Source organism: Granulicatella sp. (assembly GCF_057274575.1).
Genome location: NZ_DBHISP010000001.1, coordinates 181593 through 197979, shown reverse-complemented (window position 1 = coordinate 197979; position 16387 = coordinate 181593). Strand labels below are relative to the sequence as shown.

Annotated in this window: 13 protein-coding genes, 1 pseudogene, 1 riboswitch and 1 other annotated feature; of the genes and pseudogenes, 12 read left to right on the top strand and 2 right to left on the bottom strand. The window is 36.1% G+C overall.

The genetic code is table 11. From position 1 onward, the window contains the following. Nucleotides 1-119 precede the first annotated feature (119 nt). Together ACO5V7_RS00905 and metK are read left to right on the top strand one after the other, a co-directional pair. Nucleotides 120-215: pseudogene (locus ACO5V7_RS00905) on the top strand (LPXTG cell wall anchor domain-containing protein); the annotation flags it as partial. Between the two features lie 146 nt (nucleotides 216-361). Beyond that, nucleotides 362-443, top strand: a riboswitch (SMK box riboswitch). Beyond that, nucleotides 441-1613 carry a methionine adenosyltransferase gene (gene metK / locus ACO5V7_RS00900; protein ID WP_485484697.1) on the top strand — a complete coding sequence of 391 codons (1173 nt, stop codon included), beginning with the start codon at nucleotides 441-443 and terminating at the stop codon, nucleotides 1611-1613. It overlaps the preceding riboswitch by 3 nt. 44 nt (nucleotides 1614-1657) lie before the next feature. Here the strand turns inward: metK and mnmM are convergent, their stop codons facing one another. Then, nucleotides 1658-2230, bottom strand: coding sequence for a tRNA 5-(aminomethyl)-2-thiouridylate-methyltransferase MnmM (gene mnmM / locus ACO5V7_RS00895; RefSeq protein ID WP_485484696.1), 573 nt, complete (start codon nucleotides 2228-2230; stop codon nucleotides 1658-1660). Between the two features lie 151 nt (nucleotides 2231-2381). Between mnmM and ACO5V7_RS00890 the strand changes: the two genes are divergently transcribed. The 4 genes from ACO5V7_RS00890 (at nucleotide 2382) to thiI (ending at nucleotide 9306) form a co-directional block, all read left to right on the top strand. Continuing rightward, nucleotides 2382-4253, top strand: coding sequence for a LysM peptidoglycan-binding domain-containing protein (locus ACO5V7_RS00890; RefSeq protein WP_485484695.1), 1872 nt, complete (start codon nucleotides 2382-2384; stop codon nucleotides 4251-4253). Between the two features lie 18 nt (nucleotides 4254-4271). Beyond that, nucleotides 4272-4467 (top strand) — a binding site (T-box leader). Between the two features lie 45 nt (nucleotides 4468-4512). Continuing rightward, nucleotides 4513-6927 carry a leucine--tRNA ligase gene (gene leuS, locus ACO5V7_RS00885; RefSeq protein ID WP_485484694.1) on the top strand — a complete coding sequence of 805 codons (2415 nt, stop codon included), beginning with the start codon at nucleotides 4513-4515 and terminating at the stop codon, nucleotides 6925-6927. Nucleotides 6928-6949: 22 nt separating this feature from the next. Continuing rightward, nucleotides 6950-8074, top strand: a complete 1125-nt coding sequence (locus ACO5V7_RS00880) for a cysteine desulfurase family protein (RefSeq protein WP_485484693.1) — start codon at nucleotides 6950-6952, stop codon at nucleotides 8072-8074. A gap of 14 nt (nucleotides 8075-8088) precedes the next feature. Continuing rightward, a complete protein-coding gene (gene thiI, locus ACO5V7_RS00875) occupies nucleotides 8089-9306 on the top strand; it encodes a tRNA uracil 4-sulfurtransferase ThiI (protein ID WP_485484692.1) in 1218 nt (405 codons plus the stop codon). A 51-nt stretch (nucleotides 9307-9357) separates the two neighbouring features. On the opposite strand, the gene ACO5V7_RS00870 is transcribed toward thiI, so the two are convergent. Next, the gene (locus ACO5V7_RS00870; RefSeq protein WP_485484691.1) at nucleotides 9358-10776 is read right to left on the bottom strand and encodes an N-acetylmuramoyl-L-alanine amidase; all 1419 of its coding nucleotides are present in this window, start codon (nucleotides 10774-10776) and stop codon (nucleotides 9358-9360) included. Between the two features lie 143 nt (nucleotides 10777-10919). Between ACO5V7_RS00870 and ACO5V7_RS00865 the strand changes: the two genes are divergently transcribed. The 6 genes from ACO5V7_RS00865 to ACO5V7_RS00840 all read left to right on the top strand — a co-directional run bounded on the left by ACO5V7_RS00865 (nucleotide 10920) and on the right by ACO5V7_RS00840 (nucleotide 16381). After that, nucleotides 10920-11822 carry a deoxyribonuclease IV gene (locus tag ACO5V7_RS00865; RefSeq protein ID WP_485484690.1) on the top strand — a complete coding sequence of 301 codons (903 nt, stop codon included), beginning with the start codon at nucleotides 10920-10922 and terminating at the stop codon, nucleotides 11820-11822. Between the two features lies 1 nt (nucleotide 11823). Continuing rightward, nucleotides 11824-12306, top strand: a complete 483-nt coding sequence (locus ACO5V7_RS00860) for a Fur family transcriptional regulator (protein ID WP_485484689.1) — start codon at nucleotides 11824-11826, stop codon at nucleotides 12304-12306. 156 nt (nucleotides 12307-12462) lie between these two features. Then, nucleotides 12463-12636: a 30S ribosomal protein S21 gene (rpsU, locus tag ACO5V7_RS00855; protein WP_005605651.1), complete on the top strand. Its 174-nt coding sequence runs from the start codon at nucleotides 12463-12465 to the stop codon at nucleotides 12634-12636. Between the two features lie 95 nt (nucleotides 12637-12731). Next, nucleotides 12732-13178: a GatB/YqeY domain-containing protein gene (locus ACO5V7_RS00850; RefSeq protein WP_485484688.1), complete on the top strand. Its 447-nt coding sequence runs from the start codon at nucleotides 12732-12734 to the stop codon at nucleotides 13176-13178. A 22-nt stretch (nucleotides 13179-13200) separates the two neighbouring features. Next, nucleotides 13201-14208 (top strand): PhoH family protein, encoded by a 1008-nt coding sequence (locus ACO5V7_RS00845; RefSeq protein WP_485484687.1) that lies wholly within the window; start codon nucleotides 13201-13203, stop codon nucleotides 14206-14208. Beyond that, a complete protein-coding gene (locus ACO5V7_RS00840) occupies nucleotides 14189-16381 on the top strand; it encodes an HD family phosphohydrolase (protein WP_485484686.1) in 2193 nt (730 codons plus the stop codon). The genes ACO5V7_RS00845 and ACO5V7_RS00840 overlap by 20 nt, the downstream gene beginning before the upstream one ends. Nucleotides 16382-16387 lie beyond the last annotated feature (6 nt).

Genomic DNA, 16387 nt, shown 5'->3' with positions numbered 1-16387 from the left:
CAAACCATTATCTAGAGTTACATTTTAATTGACCAGATTAAGCAATAATCAGGTAATAGGAGAATATCTAAGTTGAAACAACAGAGAACACTATAACCTTAGAATAAAAAGCAGAATTACCAAATACTGGTATTTCGAATTATAATATTCTAGTTTTATTTACTGGTTTATTCTTAGTATCTTCATTTGTATTTATTCGTAAAAAACAAAAATAACTTTTGTTTAATATGTAAAGCCTAGGTTTATACTTAGGCTTTTTATTAAATTTAAAATTTGTTTTTTGAGACGATTATAAATTTTCATTGAGGACTCAATTATAATTGATTTTACTATCATTTTTTTATAAAAGTGCTATAATAGGAAAAGTTAAAAATGATATTCCCGAAAGGATGCACCATGTGTAGATGCCTTGTAACCGGAATTGAATGGGGGAAAAAGAAATGGAAAAAATTTTATTTACATCGGAATCCGTAACAGAAGGACATCCCGATAAAGTTGCAGACCAAATTAGTGATGGTATTTTAGATGCCATTCTTACTCAAGATCCAACTGCTCGTGTAGCCTGTGAGACAGTAGTAAACACTGGTTTAGTCGTTTTAGTAGGAGAAATCACAACAAGTGCGGTTGTTGATTACCAACAAGTTGCTCGTGATACGATTCGTAAAATAGGATACACTGACCGCAAGTATGGATATGATGCGGATGCAGTTGCGGTGATGGTTTCTTTAGACAAGCAATCACAAGATATTGCAATGGGAGTTGATGATGCATTAGAAACTCGTGGGCAGTCTGAAGAGTTTGGAGCAGGAGACCAAGGATTAATGTTTGGTTATGCTACCAATGAAACGGATTCTTATATGCCTTTACCGATTGATTTAAGTCATAAATTGGCTTTTCAATTAGCAAAAGTTCGTAAAGAAAAACAATTAGATTACTTAGGTCCGGATGGAAAAGTTCAAGTAACAATTGAATATACTCCGGAACATAAAGTAAAACGTATTGATACAATTGTTGTAAGTACACAACATGATGAAGAGATTTCTCAAGAGCAAATCAGAAAAGACGTACTTGAGTATGTTGTAAAACCAGTCGTACCTTCTGAATTACTTGACGATGAAACACGTTACTTCATTAATCCAACTGGTAAATTCGTTATCGGTGGACCTGTTGGGGACTCTGGATTAACAGGCCGTAAAATTATCGTAGATACTTACGGTGGATATGCACGTCATGGTGGTGGAGCTTTCTCTGGTAAAGATTCTACAAAGGTGGACCGTTCTGCAAGCTATGCAGCACGTTATATCGCAAAGAATGTTGTCGCTGCTGGTCTTGCTGATAAATGTGAAATCCAATTAGCATATGCGATTGGGGTAGCACAACCAGTTTCTATCGCTGTAGATACATTTGGAACAAACCACGTACCAGAAGATAAAATCATTGAAGTCATTCGTAAAGAGTTCCGCTTAACTCCAAAAGGAATTATCGAAACATTAAATTTACGTAGACCAATCTACCAACAAACAGCCGCTTATGGACATTTTGGTAGAACAGATATAGAACTTCCATGGGAAAAACTAGATAAAGTTGCAGAATTAAAAGCTAGTTTTGCATAATGAATAAACGAAAAGCCAACCACTATTGTAGTGGTTGGCTTTTTTTACTTTTTCTTTTCGAGGACATAACAAATTGGTGGACAGTTGATTTGATTGATAAATTGATATTTTAAGACACTCCATTCTTTTTGAGAAAGATTGGATAGTAGGGACTCTACCGAATTCTTTTCTTCTAAGCCACCATTATGACCATAATAGGATACAATAATTATCTTTCCATTATTCTCCAATCGTTCTAGTAAAATCTTGATAGCTTTTATTGTAGAAGAAGGAGTCGTGATGATCTTTTTATCACTTCCAGGTAAATAGCCCAGATTAAAAATAGCTAGTCTAACAAGCTCGTCTTGTTCTAAATAGTTTGAAATATTCGCGTGGGAGTCTAGAATACAAGTCACTTTTGGGGCTAAGTCATATTTTTGTAATAATTGTCTTGTTTGTAAAATAGCTATTTCTTGAATATCAAAAGATAAAATTTTTGAAGTCGAATCTATATGTTGTGCCAAAAAAAGTGTGTCATGTCCATTTCCTGCGGTTGCGTCGATAAATAGTCCATTTTCTAAATTTTCTGAAAGTATCATTTCGTGGCTAAATTGTTGAGCGTTCTTCAAAATAAACACCTCTTAAGTAAAATTTTACAATTTGTTACATATTTTTTACGGATATTAAGAGTATACGACGTTTTACGTGTTCGCGCAACGTTCCCCTACACATTCATTTTTATCCTACTATAATGGATTACGAATTAGTTTTTATATGGAGGATAAAAGGATGACAGAAACAAAACACGAAAGATACTTACGTTTAAAAAAAGAAAAACAAATGAAGGCTTTCAAAGCTGCAAATAAAAATTTACAAAAGACAGTTGCTGTCGTTGGAGCAACTACAGTAGCCGGATTAGCGATAGCACCAAAAACTCATGCATATACTGTACCTACCAATCAAGTACAAACTCCAGCGCAACGTTTTTTAAATAAGATTATTCCTGCAGCTCAACAAGCTACTGAAGGTAAAGATGTCTATACTTCAGTAATGATCGCACAGGCGGCGTTAGAATCTGCCTGGGGTACAAGTGTGCTAGCTTCTGAACCAAACCATAATCTATTTGGTGTAAAAGGGAACTACAATGGTCAATCTGTAAATATGTATACATTAGAAGATGCCGGAGCGCAAAACTACTACGGTATTTATGATAACTTCAGAAAATATCCTTCTTATAAAGAATCAATGGATGATTATGTAGATAAAATCGTCAATGGTATTAAAGGAGCACCAATGTTCTATTCAGGTGCATGGAAGAGCCGTACAAACAGCTATCAAGATGCCACACGGTATTTAACTGGACGTTATGCAACGGACACTGCGTATTACGCTAAATTAAATCGTATTATTGAACAATTTGGATTGACAAAATATGATAATGGAAATGCAACTGCTATCGCAGCCTCAACTGAAGAAAAATCTTCAATTGGAGGACAATATACGGTTCAAGCAGGGGATACTTTATATGCTATCAGTCGTAAATTGGGTGTTAGTGTAAATCAATTATTGTCTTTAAATGGATTATCATTAAATTCAGTGATTCATCCAGGTCAATCTTTATCATTAGGGAATTCTACAAATAAAATTACTACTACAGTAGTATCAACCCCTGTAAACACTTCATCTGTTGCAAAAGTAAATGGCACTTATACAGTAAAAGTGGGAGATACACTTTACGGAATTAGTCGTAAAGTGGGCATGAGCTTAAGCGAATTAATTTCATCAAATGGAATTTCTGCATCAAGTATCATTCATCCAGGACAAACTTTACATGTAGTTGGTGGTGAAGCTTCTGCTACAGTAGTTAGAACATCTGCTTCAACAGCTCGTACAAGCGGTGGAAATTATGTTGTCCAAGCGGGAGACACTTTATACAGTATCGCTCGTCGTTCAGGAATGAGTATAAATTCATTATTAACGTTAAATGGTTTATCTCAATCATCTGTTATTTATCCTGGTCAAAGTTTAACAGTGAGTCAATCAGAAGGAAACTTCTCAACTCCAGTAAGTACTAAAACAAATAGAAATTCTTCAGTCGAATCAACTTCTGGGACTTATACTGTAAAAGCAGGTGATACCTTATACGGTATCGCTCGCCGTTCAGGCATGAGCTTAAACACATTATTAAGCTTAAATGGATTGTCACAATCATCAGTGATTCGTCCTGGACAAACGTTAAAACTATCTGGAGCTTCAAACGCAACAGTTGCTTCTCAAGTAAGTTATAAATCTACAGCATCAAGTGCATCAACTTCAGGAACATACACTGTTAAAGCAGGAGATACTTTATACCGTATTGCTTATAACCACGGTATTTCATTAACTACATTGTTATCAATCAATGGTTTGTCAGAAACTAGCACAATCATTCCTGGTCAACAATTAGTGATGTCTAGATCAGCAAAAACAACAACGGCAACTGCAACTTCAGCTAAAACAGTAAGCTATTCAACAGGTACATCAACTCACACTGTAAAAGCAGGAGATACTTTATTCCGTATCGCTAAGAATAATGGATTAACATTATCTGAATTAAAAGCTTTAAATGGCTTAACTTCAAATGTTATCCAAGTTGGTCAAGTGTTGAAAGTTTCAAAATAATCTGCTAAAATAATACTCACAAAAGCAGATAGAGGAATAGTAAGTTTTTCTGATAGTTGTAGAGAGTGCATGGTTGGTGAAAATGCATCAATTCGATAAACTGAACTCGCCTCTTTAGCCGAACTCTGAAGGATTAGTAAGAGTTTCCGCTTCGCCAGCGTTACAGGTAAGAAGAGTAAAATTTTTAGGTGGTAACACGTATTGCGTCCTATCTGTCAATGACAGGTGGGACGTTTTTATTTTGAAAGGAGTGAATCAGATGACATTTAATCATCTAGAAATCGAGCCAAAATGGCAAAAATATTGGAAAGAACATCATACATTCAAAACAACAGAAGATTCTTCTAAGAAAAACTTTTACGCATTAGATATGTTCCCGTATCCATCAGGACAAGGACTTCATGTAGGTCACCCAGAAGGTTATACAGCAACTGATGCTGTTTCTCGTATGAAACGTGCACAAGGATATAATGTACTACATCCAATGGGATGGGATGCGTTTGGACTTCCTGCAGAGCAATATGCTCTAGATACAGGAAATGATCCGGCAGAATTCACGAAAGTAAACGTAGCAAACTTCAAACGTCAAATTAATGAATTAGGATTTAGTTATGATTGGGACCGTGAAATTAACACAACGGATCCAGAGTACTATAAATGGACACAATGGATTTTCACTAAATTAGTGGAAATGGGACTTGCATATGAAGCTGAAATTCCAGTGAACTGGTGCCCAGCTCTTGGAACAGTACTAGCTAACGAAGAAGTTATCGATGGTAAGAGTGAACGTGGAGGACATCCAGTTTACCGTAAACCAATGAAACAATGGATGTTGAAAATTACAGCATATGCTGATCGTCTATTAGAAGATTTGGATGATCTAGATTGGCCAGAAAGCATCAAAGATATGCAACGTAACTGGATTGGTCGTTCAGAAGGAGCTCAAGTTCGTTTCAATGTAAAAGCAATAGATGAGAGTTTTGAAGTCTTCACAACACGTCCGGATACATTATTTGGAGCGACTTACAATGTATTAGCTCCAGAACATGAATTAGTTCAAAAAATTGTGACTCCTGAACAAAAAGAAGCAGTAGATGCTTATATTGCAGCCGTTTCTACAAAATCTGACTTAGAACGTACGGAACTTTCTAAAGAAAAAACAGGGGTATTTACTGGAGCGTACGCGATTAACCCAGTGAACGGAAAAGAAATCCCAATCTGGATTGCAGACTATGTATTAAGTACTTATGGTACAGGTGCCATTATGGCCGTTCCAGCACATGATGAACGTGACTACGAATTTGCCAAAGTATTTGGATTAGACATTATTCCAGTGATTGAAGGCGGAAACGTTGAAGAAGAAGCGTACACTGGTGATGGTGTACATATTCATTCAGAATTCTTAGATGGATTAAACAAAACTGATGCAATTGCTAAAATGAATGCATGGCTTGAAGAACATGGCGTAGGGGCTGCAAAAGTAAGCTATCGTCTACGTGACTGGTTGTTCTCTCGTCAACGTTACTGGGGTGAACCAATTCCAGTCATCCATTGGGAAGATGGTACTATGACAACTGTTCCAGAATCAGAACTGCCATTAGTGTTACCAAAAACAGATAAAATTCGTCCTAGTGGTACAGGTGAATCACCACTTGCAGCGATTGAAGACTGGCTCTATGTAACGGACCCTGCAACAGGTAAGAAAGGTCGTCGTGAAACAAATACAATGCCACAATGGGCAGGAAGCTCATGGTACTTTGTACGTTACATTGATCCACATAACAAAGAAAAAATTGTTGATCCTGAGAAAGTAAAACAATGGTTACCAGTTGATTTATATATTGGTGGTGCAGAACATGCGGTTCTTCACTTACTATATGCTCGTTTCTGGTATAAAGTGTTATACGATTTAGGCGTTGTTCCAAACAAAGAACCATTCCAAAAATTATTTAACCAAGGGATGATTCTTGGAGAAGGTAACGAGAAAATGTCTAAATCTAAAGGGAACGTTGTAAATCCTGATGATGTTGTTCGTGAATATGGTGCTGATACATTACGTGTTTATGAAATGTTTATGGGACCACTTGATGCATCGATTGCTTGGAGTGAAAAAGGACTTGAAGGTAGCCGTAAGTTCCTAGACCGCTTCTGGAGATTGATGATTGATGATAATGGCAAGATGCGTGACCGTATCACAAAACTTAATGATGGCAAATTAGATAAAGTGTACCATCAAACGGTGAAAAAAGTGACAGAAGACTTCGAAGAATTGCATTTTAATACTGCAATCTCTCAAATGATGATTTTCGTAAACGAAGCGTATAAAGCAGATGCATTACCATTCGACTACATGAAAGGTCTTGTACAATTGATTGCGCCATTAGCACCACATATGGCTGAAGAAATCTGGAGTAAATTCGGATTCACAGAATCAATTAGCTACGAACCATGGCCAACTTACGATGAATCTAAATTAGTAGAAGACGAAGTTGAAGTGATTTTCCAAGTAAATGGAAAAATTAAAGCACGCGTAATGGTTCCAACGAACGCAGATGCTGCTGCTCTTGAAGCACTTGCTAAAGAACATGATTCAGTAAAATCTGCAATTGAAGGAAAAACAATCCGTAAAGTAATTGCCGTTCCAGGACGTTTAGTAAACATCGTTGCGAACTAATGGAATTTGAAAGGATAGTAGAATGATTTATTTTGATAATGCAGCAACAACGAAAATTTATGATGATGCATTAACGAGCTATGTTCAAGTTAGCCAAAAGTTCTTCGGAAATCCATCGAGCTTACACCAATTAGGAGTCGATGCCCATCAAGTGTTGACAAAAGCTAGAGCACAAGTGGCTAGTTTATTATCAGTTCAACCTGAGGAGATTTTCTTCACCTCAGGCGGAACTGAATCAAATAACTGGGCGATTAAAGGAACAGCTTTAGAAAAATCTGTATTTGGGAAGCATATCATCACGACAAAGATTGAACATCCTTCAGTCATTCAAACCTGTAAGCAATTAGAACGCTTCGGGTTTGAAGTGACGTACTTAGATGTCGATTCAAAAGGAATTGTAAATGTAGAGCAATTAAAAGAGAGTCTTCGCAAAGATACGATTCTAGTGAGTGTAATGGCTGTCAATAATGAAGTTGGTGCAATTCAGCCAATTGCGGGAATTGCACAAGTGTTAGAAGCATATCCATCGATTCATTTTCATGTGGATGCTGTTCAAGCGCTTGAGAGCGCAAGCCAGCTGCTAGCCCTTGGACGCATAGATTTATTAAGTCTATCTGCGCATAAATTCCATGGACCAAGAGGCGTTGGGATTATGTATAAGAAATTTGGACGTAAGATTCAAGCGCTCTTAACAGGTGGCGGACAAGAAAAAGGAGAACGTAGTACAACGGAAAACCTTCCAGGGATTGTGGCCACAACAAAAGCTCTGCGAATGGCTATAGAAGAAAAGTCTGTTACGGGGGAACTTCGTAGCCAACTATGGAAAGAGTTAGCAACAAAAACTGAGATTCGCATCTTCTCGCCTGAAGATGGAGCGTCTCATGTATTATGCTTTGCTATTAAAGGTGTTCGTGGAGAGGTCGTTGTTCATGCTTTTGAAACTCATGGCATTTATATTTCTACGACTTCTGCTTGTTCAAGTAAAAAAGTAGATTCGTCTAGTACGCTTTATGCGATGGATGTGCCAACTGAATGGGCAACAGGAGCCGTTCGTGTAAGCTTCTCAAACGACAACACGAAAGAAGAAGTCGAACAGTTTATCAATGTATTGCATCAGTTAATGAAACAATTTTCGTTTTTAAAATAAAAAGGAGGAAACCTTTGAAAACTAGAATTTTGATTCGCTATGGTGAACTTTCTACAAAGGGTAGAAACAAGAAGATGTTCACACAAAAATTAGCGTCAAATATAAAAAAAGTCTTAGTAGATTTTCCTCAGGTAAAGGTGATTCCTGATTATGACTTTATGTATTTAGATTTACATGAAGCGCCTGAAGAAGCTGTTATCGAAAAGGTAAAACCAATTTTTGGGATTCAATCAATTTCGCCAGTCTATATTATCGAAAAAGATATGGAAGTAGCCAAAAAAGTGGTTCTTGACTTATTGAGTCAAGAAGATCTTGAAGGTAAGACGTTTAAAATTATGACAAAACGCTCGGATCACACATTCGAGATGGATACAAACCAAATCAATCTGTTCTTAGGAGATGCTGTTCTTGAAGCATTTCCAGATATCAAAGTTCAATTAAAACAACCAGATATTACAGTTCGTATCGATGTGCGCCGTGAACACTTAATGGTGAGTCTTAAGACCATCCCAGGAGCAGGCGGACTTCCTGTTGGAACAAGTGGTCGAGTGATGCTCATGTTATCTGGCGGGATTGATTCTCCAGTAGCAGGGTATCTTGCGATGAAACGTGGGATGGAGATTCAATGCGTTCACTTTGCAAGCCCACCATATACGAGTCCTCAAGCGCTTGAAAAAACAAAACTTTTAGCTGCAAAAATTGCTCGTTTTGGAGGAAGTATTCAATTCCTTACGGTACCATTTTCTAGAATTCAAGAGGAAATTAAGAAGAGTGTACCAGAAGCTTATTTAATGACGATTATGCGTCGCTTCATGCTTCGTATTACGGATCAACTTAGAGAAAACGTACGTGCACTTGCAATTGCTAATGGGGAATCAGTAGGGCAAGTAGCTTCTCAAACTTTAGATAGCATGCTGGCGATTAATGACGTGACTAACACACCAATAATTCGTCCGGTGGCTACAATGGACAAACTCGATATTATCAAAGTTGCTGAAGAAATTAATACTTTCGAATTATCGATTCAACCATTTGAAGATTGCTGTACGGTATTTGCTCCACCAAGTCCAAAGACAAAACCAAAACTCGAAAAGGCACGTCAATATGAAGCGCGTCTTGATGTTGAAGGGTTGATTAAAGAAGCTGTTGATGGGACAGTGATTGAAGAAATTACTGCAAACTATACAACTCCAGTAGAAACTACAAGTCAAGAAATTGATGAATTATTTTAGAATAAAAAGAAGCGACGCTATTCCACAGGGAGTAGCATCGCTTCTTTTGGTTTATTGGAAGTATTCTTTTAAGGCGTTTGCAATACTTTTTGCGATATTTTCTTGATATTCTTGAGATGAAATTACTTTATTATCGCTTTGGTTGTTTAAGTATCCAAGTTCTAAAAGAATCGATGGGCGAGCATTGTCTCTTAATACCATAAAGTTTTGGAACCTGCTGCCTTGATTTTTTAGAGGTAAGTTACGTGATAAATACTTATTAATGGTTTGACTAAGATTTTCACTTTTATCACTATAATAGTAGGTTGTAGTTCCACTAGCACTATCAACTTCCGCAGAATCAAAGTGAATACTGATAAATGCGTTGGCTTTATTTTTATTACTAATTTCGGCACGCTCTGCTAATGAAACAGAACTATTGTCAGTTCTTGTTAAAATAACTTTTGCGCCTAACGCTTCTAATTCTTTCTTAACCAAGAAGGCAGTTGAAAGTGTGTGGTCAGCTTCATGTTTTTCACTAAAGTTTACAACAGCACCAGGATCATCTCCACCGTGACCAGGGTCAATGACAATTGTTGCGTTTTTAATTCCTTGTGGGAGGGTATCATCTGACTCTATCCCTGCGAAATTTGTAGTGACTAACCAGTATGGAATATATCCATATTTTCCATTACCAACTGAAACTTTGTAGAAATCTCCTTCTCTATCTTCATATACAAATTGAGTTCCTTTATCTACTGTTCCAATTAATTCTGAAGTGATAGATGCTTTAGAATTAATTGGAGTTTCTTTTAGTTTAGTTACAAACATTTTATTGGAATCAATAGTGGTTGGGAGTCCAGCTTGTTTGTTCAATATTTCTTGGATTAAATCAATAGTATAGTTCGAAGAATCGCTATCCACGTATCCTTCAGTTTCTTTATAACGGATTTTTAAAGTTTTATCGGAAACATCTTCAAGAAGATAGAAAATTTCACCATAAGGAATTGTCCCAATTTCTTTAGTGTTTTTTTCAGCAGTTTGATAAATCTTCAACCCACCGTTTGCATAACCTTTCATTAGAGTTGTTAGTAAGATATTATCTTTTTCTTCCACATATCCAACTTGTTCATTATACTGAACTTGAATCCATCCGTTGTTTACTTTATGTAAAGATAATAAATACTGTCCTTGAGAGATTTTACCTATTGGAATGGACTTTGAATCCATCTTTTGATAAACCTGCACGTTTGAAGAACCAGTATTTACAGCAAATTGAACAACTTTATTTTTAACCCTTGAAGATGTCTGTGTAGCAGAGTTTGAGTTTGAATTGTCAACAACCGTTTGATGGATAGTGTTCTCATTAGTTGAAGCAGATTTCTCAGTGACCAAAGGATGTGCAATTATCCAAAACGTTAATAATATAAAAATGAAAGCTATGAATTGTTGTGTATTTTTCTTTTTTAATAGATGCAATATTGAATCCATAGAGACTCCTTTAAAATTAAGTATTCCTAATTCATTATAACAATAAAACCCTTATTTGTGTATAAAAAGTTGCTTTGAACTTGATTGTAGTAGAATTTATTAGGTACAATAAAATAGAATAAGAGCAAAATTGGAGGTTTGACATGTTAATTGGATCTCATGTTTCAATGAGTGGTAAAGAAATGCTATTAGGGTCAGCTAAAGAAGCCTATAGTTACGGGGCAAATGTTATGATGGTGTATACGGGAGCTCCTCAAAATACCAGAAGAAAACCGATAGAAGAATTAAACGCTGAAATAGGCAAGAAATTTATGGCTGAAAATGGAATCAAGGAAGTGGTCGTTCACGCTCCCTATATTATTAACTTAGCCAATACTACAAAAGAAGGATATATTGATTTTGCAATTGATTTTTTAAAAGAAGAATTGAGACGTGCTGAAGCAGTCGGTGCTACACAAGTTGTTTTACATCCAGGTTCTCATGTAGGAGCGGGTGTTGATGTTGGATTGAATCAAATCATCTATGGACTAAACCAAGTAATTACAAAAGATCAAACAGTTCAAATCGCCTTAGAAACAATGGCTGGAAAAGGAACGGAGTTAGCTCGTACGTTTGAAGAACTAGCTCGTATTATTGATGGCGTGGCGTACAATGAACACTTATCGGTTACATTTGATACTTGCCATGTTCATGATGCTGGATACGATATTAAAAACGATTTATCGGGAGTATTGACACAGTTCGATAAAACGGTAGGACTTGATCGCATTAAAGTTCTTCATATCAACGATTCTAAAAATCCTGTGGGTGCTCATAAAGATAGGCATGAAAATTTTGGATTTGGAGAAATTGGGTTTGATGCGTTAATGAATGTTATTCAAGTCCCAGAATTTAAAAATCTCCCTAAAATTCTTGAAACTCCATGGATTAAAGTGGCAAATAAAGTTCAGATTGCGCCTTACAAGAAAGAGATTGAAATGATTCGTTCTGGAAAATTCGATTCACATTGGATTGAAGAGTTATTAAATCAAGAAAGAAGGAAGTAATATGCATTCACACGATCATTGCTGTGGACACGACCACTGTAAGCATCATCATAACCACTCACATAATCATGTTGAAGAAGCATTAGAGATTCTAAAAGAAGCGGGCTACAAGCACACGAATAAACGCCAACGATTGGTTGAAATTTTAAATGATGCGAATCGCTACTTGTCAGCAAAGCAAGTACAAAAGTTAGTTGCACCTGAATTCCCGCAATTAAGTTATGATACAATTTATCGTAATTTATATACCTTTGTGCAATTAAATATTTTAGAAGAAACAGAACTAAATGGTGAGAAATTATTTAGATTCCGTTGCCAAACACATGGGCATCATCATCATTTCATTTGTGAAAAGTGTGGTAGTACAAAAGAAATAGATATGTGTCCAATGGACTTCTTCCAAGATCAATTAGAAGGTTGTGAAATTCATTCTCATCGATTCGAGATTTTTGGACTTTGCGAAAAATGCGCAACTAAAGCATGAATTAAGGTTTTCCTAAAAAAGTTCATAGGCAGTATAGAAGTTGATTGACATTTTAGTAAACCTTTCCTATAATAAAAAAAGGACATTTCGTTTGTTTGGTTATTCTATTCAAAAGAAAACAGTTACTTTTAAATGCTCGGAGGGAGGGAATAGGATATGTCAAAAACAGTTGTTCGTAAAAACGAATCACTTGATGATGCTCTTCGTCGCTTCAAACGTACTGTTTCTAAAACCGGAACTTTACAAGAGGCTCGCAAACGTGAGTTTTATGAAAAACCAAGTGTAAGACGTAAGAAAAAATCAGAGGCAGCTCGTAAACGCAAGTTCTAGTCAACTCTGTGTATCATATGACTATGTCAGGCTGGGGCTATAGGTCCCAGTCTTTTTTTATCAATCAAACGAAATACAAGAATGGAGAGAGAATAATGTCATTAAAAGAAACGATTAACAACGATATTAAAACAGCGATGAAAGCAAAAGATAAAGAAACTTTAGCCGTTTTGCGTATGATTAAAACAGCAATTCAAGCGGCTGAAATTGATAAAAAATCTGAGCTAACACCTGAAGAAGAATTAACGATTCTGTCTCGTGAAGCCAAACAACGCCGTGATTCAATTGTTGAATTTGAAAAAGCAAATCGACCAGAACTAGTTGAAAAAACACAAGGTGAATTAGTAATTGTTGAAAAGTATTTACCAGCACAACTTTCTTTAGAAGAAGTACAAGCAAAAATTGCTGAAATTGCTGAGCAAGTAGGAGCTACTAGTCAAAAAGAATTTGGTAAATTAATGGGAGCAGTGATGCAAGCTCTTAAAGGGCAAGCAGACGGTAATGTCATTAAAGAACAAGTAAAAGCACACTTAAATAAATAAGTGTGGATTGGAGGATAACTGATTGGAAAATGAAACCGTAAAAGCAAGTGTTGAATTAAGCGATAATCCTCAATTAATTCAATTATTTGGTTCTCAAGATCAGAATATTCGTTTTATTGAAGAGTCATTCCAAGTACAAATTACCCATCGTGGGGAGCAACTCTTTATCACTGGTGAAGAAGAGGTTACTACTCAAGTTAAAGAACTACTAAACCAACTTCAAGACTTGATCGCACGAGGGATTAGTATTTCTAAAACTGACATCATTACCGCGGTGAAGATGGCAAAACGCGGTACTTTGGATTACTTTGTTAATTTATATAACGAAGAAATTGGCCGTACATTTGCAGGAAAAGCGATTCGTGCTAAAACGTATGGTCAACAGCAATATATTCATGCCATAAAGAAGACTGATGTAGTCTTTGGCATTGGACCTGCCGGAACGGGTAAAACGTTTGTAGCTGTTGTTATGGCTGTACAAGCATTGAAGAAAGGCGAAGTGAAGAAAATTATCTTGACTCGTCCAGCTGTTGAAGCCGGTGAAAATTTAGGGTTCTTACCAGGAGACTTAAAAGAAAAAGTAGATCCATATTTACGTCCGTTATATGATGCTCTTTATACCGTATACGGTATGGAACATACGAATCGACTCTTAGAACGAGGAGTCATTGAAGTGGCGCCGTTAGCGTATATGCGTGGGCGTACTTTAGAAGATTCGTTTATCATTTTAGATGAAGCTCAAAATACAACTAGAGCGCAAATGAAAATGTTCTTAACTCGTTTAGGTTTTGGTTCAAAAATGATTGTCAATGGAGATAAGTCTCAAATTGACTTGCCAAAAGGACATCAAGCCAGTGGTCTTTTAGATGCTGAACGCAAGCTAAAAGGAATTAATGGAATTGCGTTTGTGGAATTTGATGCAGGAGACGTTGTACGTCATCCAATCGTATCGGAAATTATTAATGCATATTCAGCACCAACGGAAACTGAAAGGGAACGAGGTGAAGAAAGTGAGACAAAAGCTCCGTAAGTTTCAAGAAATTTTAGGAATGCTCTATCTTCCTGCTTTATTAGGATTAACATTTTTAGTGTTACTCATTTTAGGGTGGAGTAATGTACAACCAACTTCTTATTCTTTAGAGTTAAATCAAGTTGCTAAAGAAACAATTCGTTCTCCAAGAACAATTGAGGATAAAGAGCAAACCGCAAAAAATCAACAAATGGCGATGGATGGTATTGGAGATATTTATGTTTTTGACCAAACCAAACAACAACAACAAATTGATAAAGTAAAGCAGTTTTTCCAAGCGATTAAAACTGTTGCTGCCAAATCTTCAAGAGAAATATTTGGTGTAGATTCAACTACTACAACTACTGGAGAAACCTCTACAAAAGTAGCTACAATTCAAGATCGCCTAAGTTATTTTAAGAAAAGTTTAGATGGAGAAAATAAAGCCATTCGAGATTTTGCTTTATATATTAAAGACAGTGTTATCGTTCAACTTCTATCCGCTGGTTCTGAAAAATTAAATAGCTATGAGAAGGCTGTAGAAGATGCAACGAAGGAACAAATGGCTTCTTCTATTACAGATTCTAATCTGTTGCAAGCGCAAGAAGCTGCAAAGAAATCTTTGTTTAATGGTGGATTCTCTGATTCAGAACGTGAATTATTAGGACAGTTGTTAACCAATAGTATTGTTGCTAATAATGTAGTGGATAAAGATGCAACCAACAGTGCAAAAGAGAATGCGAAGCAAAGCGTGTCAACCGTTAGAATTCTTCAAGGTCAAGTGCTTATCCAAGAAGGGCATATTATTACTCAAGAAGATTTACGTATTCTTGAATTACTTGGTATTAATGGAACAACAAACAATTATCATCAGCTCTATAGTTACTTGATTTTTCTTGGAATCTTCATCGTTAGTCTTCTAGTATTCTCGCTTCGATATAAAGTGGGAGTTTCAAGTAAAGATTGGGACACCAGGTTAAATGAATTAACAGTATTTACTTTTGTTTTTTCGATGGGAGCTGTACTGTTAAAAATTTTATCGTTCTTACAAAATAGAGGGATTGATTACATTGGTGTTGCTTTTCCAATTGCTGGATTAATCTATCTTATTTATAAATTAACCTCAAAATTTTTCTTTACAATTATTGCGATGTTGGTTTATCCGATTTTAGTCTGGTTTATGTTTGGTAGTGACAATATCAATACTGAAATAGCATTAACCACTGTTTATTTTTCTCTTGCGGCTTGGTTAGGAGTTGTTCAAGAAGTTTATTGGAAAAACTTATCTTGGTTTAAACAATTACTTCTACAAATTGTAATTCCTGTTTCGTTAATGATTCCGTTTGTATTTTTTAGTAATTATGAACTAGTTTCTACTCAATCTGGTTGGTTATTTGCATTTGCAGCGATTAGTGGATTTTTATCATATGTAATTCCAGTCATTTTAATGCCATATCTAACTTATCTTTTTGAGGATAGTTCAGTTCTTTTATGGGCAGAGTTATCTAATCCAAATCAACCTCTGTTAAAAGATTTAATTACAAAAGCACCAGGGACTTATCACCACAGTCTAATGGTGGCTAATATTTCAGCAAACTGTGTTGAGGCAATTGGGGGAGATTCTCAATTAGCACGAGTAGCAAGCTATTATCATGATATTGGAAAAACTGAGCACCCGTTCTTCTTTATTGAAAACTTGCCTGCTCATATGGAAAGTCCGCATAAAATGATTGGGCCTTATGAATCAAAAGAAATCATTTTTGATCATGTTCGTAAAGGAGTAGAAATCTTAAAAGAACATCAATTACCAAAATCAGTAATTGATATTTGTGCAGAACATCATGGAACTACTTTGATGAAATACTTTTATGCAGAAGCCCTAAAAGCAAATCCGGATGCAATCGAAGAGGATTTCAGATATCCTGGTCCAAAACCTCAGACCAAAGAGTCGGCGGTCATTAATATTGTAGATAGTGCAGAAGCTGCAACTCGAGCGATGAAAGAGCCTACTTTAGAAAAAGTTCAGAATTTGGTTCATTCTATCATTATGAATCGCTTGGAAGATGGTCAGTTTGTAGAATGTGATATTACGATGAAAGAGTTGTCCATTATAGAAAAAAATATTGTGGCTTCTCTTAACGGAACATTCCATTCGCGAATAGAGTACCCAAAAATTGTAAAAAAACCTAGTTAAGAGTTA

Coding starts and splice junctions, on each gene's coding strand:
- metK (WP_485484697.1), top strand. CDS start 441: ATGGAAAAAATTTTATTTACATCGGAATCCGTAACAGAAGGACATCCC.
- ACO5V7_RS00890 (WP_485484695.1), top strand. CDS start 2,382: ATGACAGAAACAAAACACGAAAGATACTTACGTTTAAAAAAAGAAAAA.
- leuS (WP_485484694.1), top strand. CDS start 4,513: ATGACATTTAATCATCTAGAAATCGAGCCAAAATGGCAAAAATATTGG.
- ACO5V7_RS00880 (WP_485484693.1), top strand. CDS start 6,950: ATGATTTATTTTGATAATGCAGCAACAACGAAAATTTATGATGATGCA.
- ACO5V7_RS00870 (WP_485484691.1), bottom strand. CDS start 10,776: ATGGATTCAATATTGCATCTATTAAAAAAGAAAAATACACAACAATTC.
- ACO5V7_RS00865 (WP_485484690.1), top strand. CDS start 10,920: ATGTTAATTGGATCTCATGTTTCAATGAGTGGTAAAGAAATGCTATTA.
- ACO5V7_RS00860 (WP_485484689.1), top strand. CDS start 11,824: ATGCATTCACACGATCATTGCTGTGGACACGACCACTGTAAGCATCAT.
- rpsU (WP_005605651.1), top strand. CDS start 12,463: ATGTCAAAAACAGTTGTTCGTAAAAACGAATCACTTGATGATGCTCTT.
- ACO5V7_RS00850 (WP_485484688.1), top strand. CDS start 12,732: ATGTCATTAAAAGAAACGATTAACAACGATATTAAAACAGCGATGAAA.